The sequence below is a fragment of the Nocardioides albidus genome, assembly GCF_006335005.1.
GTDB classification, from domain to species: Bacteria; Actinomycetota; Actinomycetes; order Propionibacteriales; family Nocardioidaceae; genus Nocardioides; species Nocardioides albidus.
The window spans coordinates 248,353-254,171 of sequence record NZ_VDMP01000025.1 but is presented as its reverse complement, the minus strand read 5'-3'; the positions used below and the strand labels follow the sequence as shown (position 1 = coordinate 254,171).

Sequence of the window (5,819 nt, the reverse complement as noted above, 5' to 3'; positions counted from 1 at the left end):
CCCTTGTTGAGGAACGCCATCTCGCGGAAGCGCGCGGAGATCGTCTCCAGGGTGTAGTCGGTGGTCTCGAAGATCTCCGGCGAGGCGAACCAGGTGACCGTGGTGCCGGTGCGCTCGCCGTCCTCCAGCGCGCGCACCTGGCGCAGCGGGTAGTCCGGGACGCCGAGGGAGAACTCCTGCTCCCACAGGTAGCCGCGGTTCTTGACCTGCAGGTGCAGGCGGGTCGACAGCGCGTTGACCACCGAGGAGCCGACGCCGTGCAGGCCGCCGGACACCTTGTAGCCGCCGCCGCCGAACTTGCCGCCGGCGTGCAGGACGGTCAGGGCGAGGGTCGCGGCCGGGAGGTCCTGGCCCGGCGCGGTGTCGGTGGGGATGCCGCGACCGTTGTCGGAGACGCTCACCGAGCCGTCGGCGTTGAGCGTGACCTTGATCGTGTCGCAGTGGCCGGCCAGCGCCTCGTCCACCGCGTTGTCGACGATCTCCCAGATGAGGTGGTGCAGTCCGCGCTCGCCCGTCGAGCCGATGTACATGCCCGGACGCTTGCGGACCGCCTCGAGCCCTTCGAGGACCTGGATCGCCGAGGCGTCGTACGCACCCGACGTCGCGGGGACCTGGGGCTCGACCTCGGGGGACTGGTCGTGTGTGGACACGCGGGACCTCATTCACTTGGTCGTTCGGGGCACGCTCGTGCCGACGATCTGTCGAAGGCATGGCGAAGGCCGAGTCAGGCGTCCCGAGACGCGTTCCCGGCCGATGGTCCATTCTAGCCGTCTGGAGCCCTCAGGACACGCACCGCTCCCCGGTCGGGGGACAACGGCGGGCGAAATGGGGCCGCAGACGGCCCAGAATCGCCGATCGGACGGCCGCGGAGGGGGGCGGCTTGGTCCCGGTACGCCGCCGGGGGCTCCGGTCAGCCGTAGGTGTCGCGCGGTCCGCGGCTTCCCGGTGCCTTGCGGCGGCCGTGCTTCCAGGTCGGCGCGTGCGGCCCGAGCACTTCGACGACCAGCACCGTCCCCGCACCCAGCTCCTCGTTGAGCCGGCGCACGACCGTGGTCGCGAGCAGCTTGAGCTGGGTCGCCCACGCGGTCGAGTCGGTGCGGACGACGAGCGTGCCGTCGACGAGCGTCTCGGGCGTCGTGTGGGCCCCGATCTCGGGGCCGACGATCTCGGCCCAGCGCGCGAAGACCCCGCGCACCTTGAGGTCGAGCGCCCAGCCGCGGTCATCGATGAGCCGGCCCAGCTCGGAGGTCAGGGCCTGGGGGTCGCGGCCGTCGGGGTAGGCGCCGCTGAGCTGCGGGTCGGTGCGGCTGCCGCGGCGGCGGAACGAGTAGCCGGTGCCGCCCTTCCCGCCCGCATCTGAGCCGCGCCGCGGGCGGCGAGCGGGCGTCGTACGAGACCCGGCGGTGCCGAGCATCTGGGCCCGCGCCAGGTCGAGGCCGTCGGGCCGGTGCTCCTCGGGCTCCTGGGTCTCCTCGGCAAGATCCGGGTCGGGCAGGTCGGGCTCGTCAGGCACGGGTCACCTCCCCCGCCGCGACGTGGAAGGTCACGCCCGCCAGCTCGGCCGGGACGTCGGCCGGGACCGCGGCGGTGACCAGCACCTGCTCGGCGCCGGCGACGAGCGCGGCCAGCTGTGAGCGGCGCTCGGTGTCGAGCTCGGCGAAGACGTCGTCGAGGATGAGGATCGGGTCGTCGCCGTCGGCGCGGAGCAGGTCGTAGGAGGCGAGCCGGAGCGCGAGCGCGAACGACCACGACTCGCCGTGGCTGGCGTAGCCCCGCACCGGGAGCCGCTGGTCGTCGCCGGGGCCGAGGGTGAGCAGCAGCTCGTCGCGGTGGGGACCCACCAGGGTGACCCCCCGCGCGATCTCGTCGGACTGACGGCGCTCGAGCTCGGCGCGGAACGCCTCGGGCGTCGCCTCGGGAACCGTCGGCTCGTAGCTGATCCGGGCGTCGTCGCGCGACGCGCCGCGGGCCACGGCCTCATAGGCCTTCCCGACGTACGGCGCGAGGTCGGCGCTCAGCGCGAGCCGGGCCGCGAGCAGCTCGGTGCCGGTGGCGACCAGGTGGTCGTCCCACACCGCGAGGGTCGCGAGCGCGCTCTCGCGACTGGACCCGCGGGCGGCGTACATGGACTTGAGGAGGGTGTTGCGCTGCCGCAACACGCGCTCGTGGTCGGCGATCAGGCCGGCGTGGCGCGGCGTGCGGAGCACGAGCAGGTCGTCGAGGAAGCGGCGTCGGCCGCCCGGATCGCCCTTGACGAGCGCGAGGTCCTCCGGGCTGAACACGACCGTGCGCACGATCCCGGCGAGCTCGCGCGCCCGCGGCAGCTGCGAGCGGTTGATCCGCGCCCGGTTGGCCCGGCCCGGGTTGAGCTCGACCTCGAGCACCGCGGTGCGGCCCTCGCGGACCACGGCGGCGCGGATGACCGCCTGCTCGGTGCCGGCGCGGATCAGCGGGGCGTCCGTCGCCACCCGGTGCGAGGAGAGGCGCGAGAGGTAGTCGACCGCCTCGACGAGGTTGGTCTTGCCCTGCCCGTTGCGTCCGACGAAGGCCGTGACGCCGGGCTCGAGCTCGACGTCCACGTCGGCGTAGGAGCGGAAGTCGTGCAGGCTCAGCCGTGCGACGTGCACGCCCTCACCTCCCTCGACCTGCCCACCTGACGATTCTCCACCCGCAGCCTGCGGTTCGAGGTTTCGACACCGCCCGAGAACCCTAGGCTCACCGGCAGGACGCAACCACCCAACCCTCCCTACGGGGAGCCGGAGCCCTATGGGACTCAGCCGGAACCGTATGTGCAGCCCTCCCATGCGGCTCCGGAGGCCTACGCCCCCGCAGGGGACAACGCCGTGCTCACCGCGATCGGCGACATCTCGGTCGGTGGATCGTGGGTGCAGATCCCGACCGGCCGGTTCCCGATCAAGGGCAGCGTCTGGACAGTGCAGGACTTCAGCCGGAACGAGGAGAAGATCTCGACGGTCGGCATCGTCCTCGCAGTGCTCTTCATCTGGCTGTGCTTCCTGAGCCTGCTGTTCCTCCTCATGAAGGAGCGGCGTGTGACGGGGCACGTGCAGGTCACGGTCCAGGGTCAGGGATTCCACCACTCGACCATGATTCCGGCTGTCTCAGCACAGACCTTCTTCCAGGTTTCTCAGCAGGTCAACTACGTGCGCGGCCTCGCAGCGTAGGTCAGCGATGTCCACCACCCACGCGCCGGCGACCCGGCGGCCCGCCACCTCCGAGGTGGTCGCGGCCGCCGGCGTCGCCGGGCTGGGCGTGGCGTGCCTGCTCTCCCCCGAGCACATCGAGGACGGGCCGGTCGTCTGCCCGTTCCGCCGGCTGACCGGGCTGCCGTGCCCCGGCTGCGGGCTGACCCGGTCCTGGGTCTACGCGGCGCACGGCTGGTGGCGCGAGGCGTTCACCGCCCACCTCTTCGGGCCGCTGCTCGCGGCCGTCGTCCTGGTCCTGGCGGTCGCGGTGGTCCGGGCGCGGGTACGACGCACCGCGGCGCCCTCGCTCGACCGGGTCGTGCGCCACCCGGTCACCATCGCGGTGATCACGGCCTGGCTGGCCTTCGCGATCGTCCGGATCGCCGCCGCGGCCTGAGCCTCAAGCGTCGGGGTTCGCCTCGCCACCCGGGGGCGGCTCGGTGTGGACGGCGTGCCCGCCGAACTGGTTGCGCATCGCGGCGATCGCCTTCATGGCCGGGCTGTCGTCCTGGCGCGAGGTGACCCGCGCGAACAGCGACGAAGCGATGACGTGCATGGGCACGGCGTTCTCGATCGCGGCCTCGACGGTCCAGCGGCCCTCGCCCGAGTCGTCGGCGTACCCGCGCAGCTGGGCGAGGTGCTCGTCGTCCTCGAGCGCCTCGGTGAGCAGGTCGAGCAGCCAGGAGCGGATGACGGTGCCGTGGCGCCAGGACTCGAAGATCGCGGGGACGTTCTCGACGATGTCGACCTTCTCGAGCAGCTCCCAGCCCTCGGCGTAGGCCTGCATCATGGCGTACTCGATGCCGTTGTGGACCATCTTGGCGAAGTGGCCGGCGCCGGGCGTCGGACCGGCGTGGACCGCCCCGCCCTCCTCGGGCTTGAGCGCGTCGAAGGCGGGCTGGACCTTGGCGATGTCCTCGGGCGCGCCGCCGTACATCAGCGCGTAGCCGTTCTCCAGACCCCAGACGCCGCCGGAGACGCCGCAGTCGACGAAGCCGATCCCCTTCTCGGCCAGGGAGGCGGCGTTGATCGCGTCGTCGGTGTACTTGGAGTTGCCGCCGTCGACGACCAGGTCGCCCTCGCCGAGGAGCTCCTTGAGCTCGGCGACCGTCGACCGGGTCGGCTCGCCGGCCGGGACCATCACCCACACGACCTTCGCCGACCCGTCGGTGCCGAGCTCGGCGACCATCGCGGCGAGGCTGGGTACGTCGGTCAGGTCGGGGTTGAAGTCGTAGCCGACGACGGTGTGGCCGGCCTTGCGCAGCCGCGTGCGCATGTTGCCGCCCATCTTTCCGAGTCCGACGAGTCCGATCTGCACGGCGGTGCTCCCTTCGGCTGGCGCTGCTGGAGTGCGGGGCTGGGGCTGCGGGGTCGTCAGCTGAGGAGGCGGCGCGGCATCAGCAGGTAGCGGAACGAGCCGCCGTCGTCGGCGTCGCTCTGGTCGCCGGTGCCGCTGATGACCACCGGCTTCGAGGCCTGGGTGAAGGCCAGCTCGACGACCGGCTGGTCGATCGCGGTGAGGCCGTCGAGCAGGAAGCTCGGGTTGAAGCCGGTGACCAGGTCCTCGCCCTCGATCTGCGCGGCGACCGACTCGGACGCCTGGGCGTCGTCACCCGATCCGGCGTCGAGGACGAGCGCACCGTCGCGGAAGCTGAGCTGGACCGCGGTGTTGCGGTCGGCGACGAGCGAGACCCGCTTGACCGACTCGATCAGCTCCTGCCGGTCGATCTTCGCGGTGGTCAGCTTCTCGCTCGGGAACAGGCTGCGGACCTTCGGGAACTCGCCGTCGAGGAGACGCGTGGTCGTACGACGCACGCCGCCGGGGCCGGTGCCCTCGAAGCCGATGATCCCGTCGCCGGCGCCGGAGGCGGACAGCGCGATGGTGACCTCGGGCCCGGCGGTCAGGGACTTGGCCGTGTCGCCCAGGACCTTGGCCGGCACGAGGGCGGCGACCGTGGCGTCGGGGGTGCCGGGGTTCCAGGAGAGCTCACGCTGGGAGAGGCGGAACCGGTCGGTGGCCAGGAGCGCGATCGTGTCGCCCTCGATCTCGAGGCGGACGCCGGTGAGGACCGGGAGCATGTCGTCGCGGCCGGCGGCGGTGACCGCCTGGGCGACGGCGTGGGCGAAGGCCTCGCTCGACACGGTGCCGGTCGCGGCCGGCATCTCGGGGATCGTCGGGTAGTCCTCGACCGGCAGCGTCTGCAGCGAGAACCGCGACGAGCCGCAGGTGAGCGAGACCCGGGCCCCGTCGAGCGTCAGGTCGACCGGCTTGTTGGGCAGGCTGCGGCAGATGTCGGCGAGCAGGCGGCCGCTGACCAGCGCCCGGCCCTCGTCACTGACCTCGGCGGCGAGGGTGGCACGGGCGGAGGTCTCGTAGTCGAACGTCGACAGCACCAGGCCGTCGTCGCCTGCCTCGATGAGGAGTCCGGCGAGCACGGGCGCGCTGGGCCGGACGGGCAGGCTGCGCGCAGCCCAGGCGACGGCGTCGGCGAGGACGTCGCGGTCGACACGGAACTTCACGTCGTCGTACCTCTCACGTGGTGGGTGGGAGTTGCATCCTGCCACGTCACGCCTGACGGCGGCACGGGGGCGGCGGAGCGAGCCGGTCATCCACAG

The 5,819-nt window shown here is 72.4% G+C and carries 6 protein-coding genes and 1 pseudogene; 2 read left to right on the top strand and 5 right to left on the bottom strand.

What is annotated here, in order from left to right:
* From FHP29_RS22760 to recF, 3 genes and pseudogenes are all read right to left on the bottom strand, one after another.
* A pseudogene (locus tag FHP29_RS22760) lies at nucleotides 1-662 on the bottom strand (ATP-binding protein); the annotation flags it as partial.
* A gap of 248 nt (nucleotides 663-910) precedes the next feature.
* On the bottom strand, nucleotides 911-1,513 hold the full coding sequence (locus tag FHP29_RS14385) for a DciA family protein (protein ID WP_240044509.1): 603 nt from the start codon (nucleotides 1,511-1,513) through the stop codon (nucleotides 911-913).
* Nucleotides 1,506-2,627 carry a DNA replication/repair protein RecF gene (gene recF, locus FHP29_RS14380; protein ID WP_139623552.1) on the bottom strand — a complete coding sequence of 374 codons (1,122 nt, stop codon included), beginning with the start codon at nucleotides 2,625-2,627 and terminating at the stop codon, nucleotides 1,506-1,508. Before recF ends, FHP29_RS14385 begins: the two co-directional genes overlap by 8 nt.
* Nucleotides 2,628-2,789: 162 nt before the next feature.
* Here recF and FHP29_RS14375 point away from each other — a divergent pair, with 162 nt between their 5' ends.
* Both FHP29_RS14375 and FHP29_RS14370 read left to right on the top strand, forming a co-directional pair.
* Nucleotides 2,790-3,182, top strand: a complete 393-nt coding sequence (locus FHP29_RS14375) for a hypothetical protein (protein WP_205014126.1) — start codon at nucleotides 2,790-2,792, stop codon at nucleotides 3,180-3,182.
* A 7-nt stretch (nucleotides 3,183-3,189) separates the two neighbouring features.
* Nucleotides 3,190-3,600, top strand: coding sequence for a DUF2752 domain-containing protein (locus tag FHP29_RS14370; RefSeq protein ID WP_139623551.1), 411 nt, complete (start codon nucleotides 3,190-3,192; stop codon nucleotides 3,598-3,600).
* 3 nt (nucleotides 3,601-3,603) lie between these two features.
* Here the strand turns inward: FHP29_RS14370 and gnd are convergent, their stop codons facing one another.
* Together gnd and dnaN are read right to left on the bottom strand one after the other, a co-directional pair.
* Nucleotides 3,604-4,521 carry a phosphogluconate dehydrogenase (NAD(+)-dependent, decarboxylating) gene (gnd, locus tag FHP29_RS14365; protein WP_139623550.1) on the bottom strand — a complete coding sequence of 306 codons (918 nt, stop codon included), beginning with the start codon at nucleotides 4,519-4,521 and terminating at the stop codon, nucleotides 3,604-3,606.
* A gap of 56 nt (nucleotides 4,522-4,577) precedes the next feature.
* Entirely contained in the window at nucleotides 4,578-5,723 is a 1,146-nt protein-coding gene (dnaN, locus tag FHP29_RS14360; protein ID WP_139623549.1) for a DNA polymerase III subunit beta, read from the bottom strand.
* Between the last annotated feature and the right edge of the window lie 96 nt (nucleotides 5,724-5,819).

Bases quoted from the DNA above. Each gene is read 5' to 3' on its own strand.
- FHP29_RS14370 (WP_139623551.1), top strand. From the start codon at position 3,190: ATGTCCACCACCCACGCGCCGGCGACCCGGCGGCCCGCCACCTCCGAG.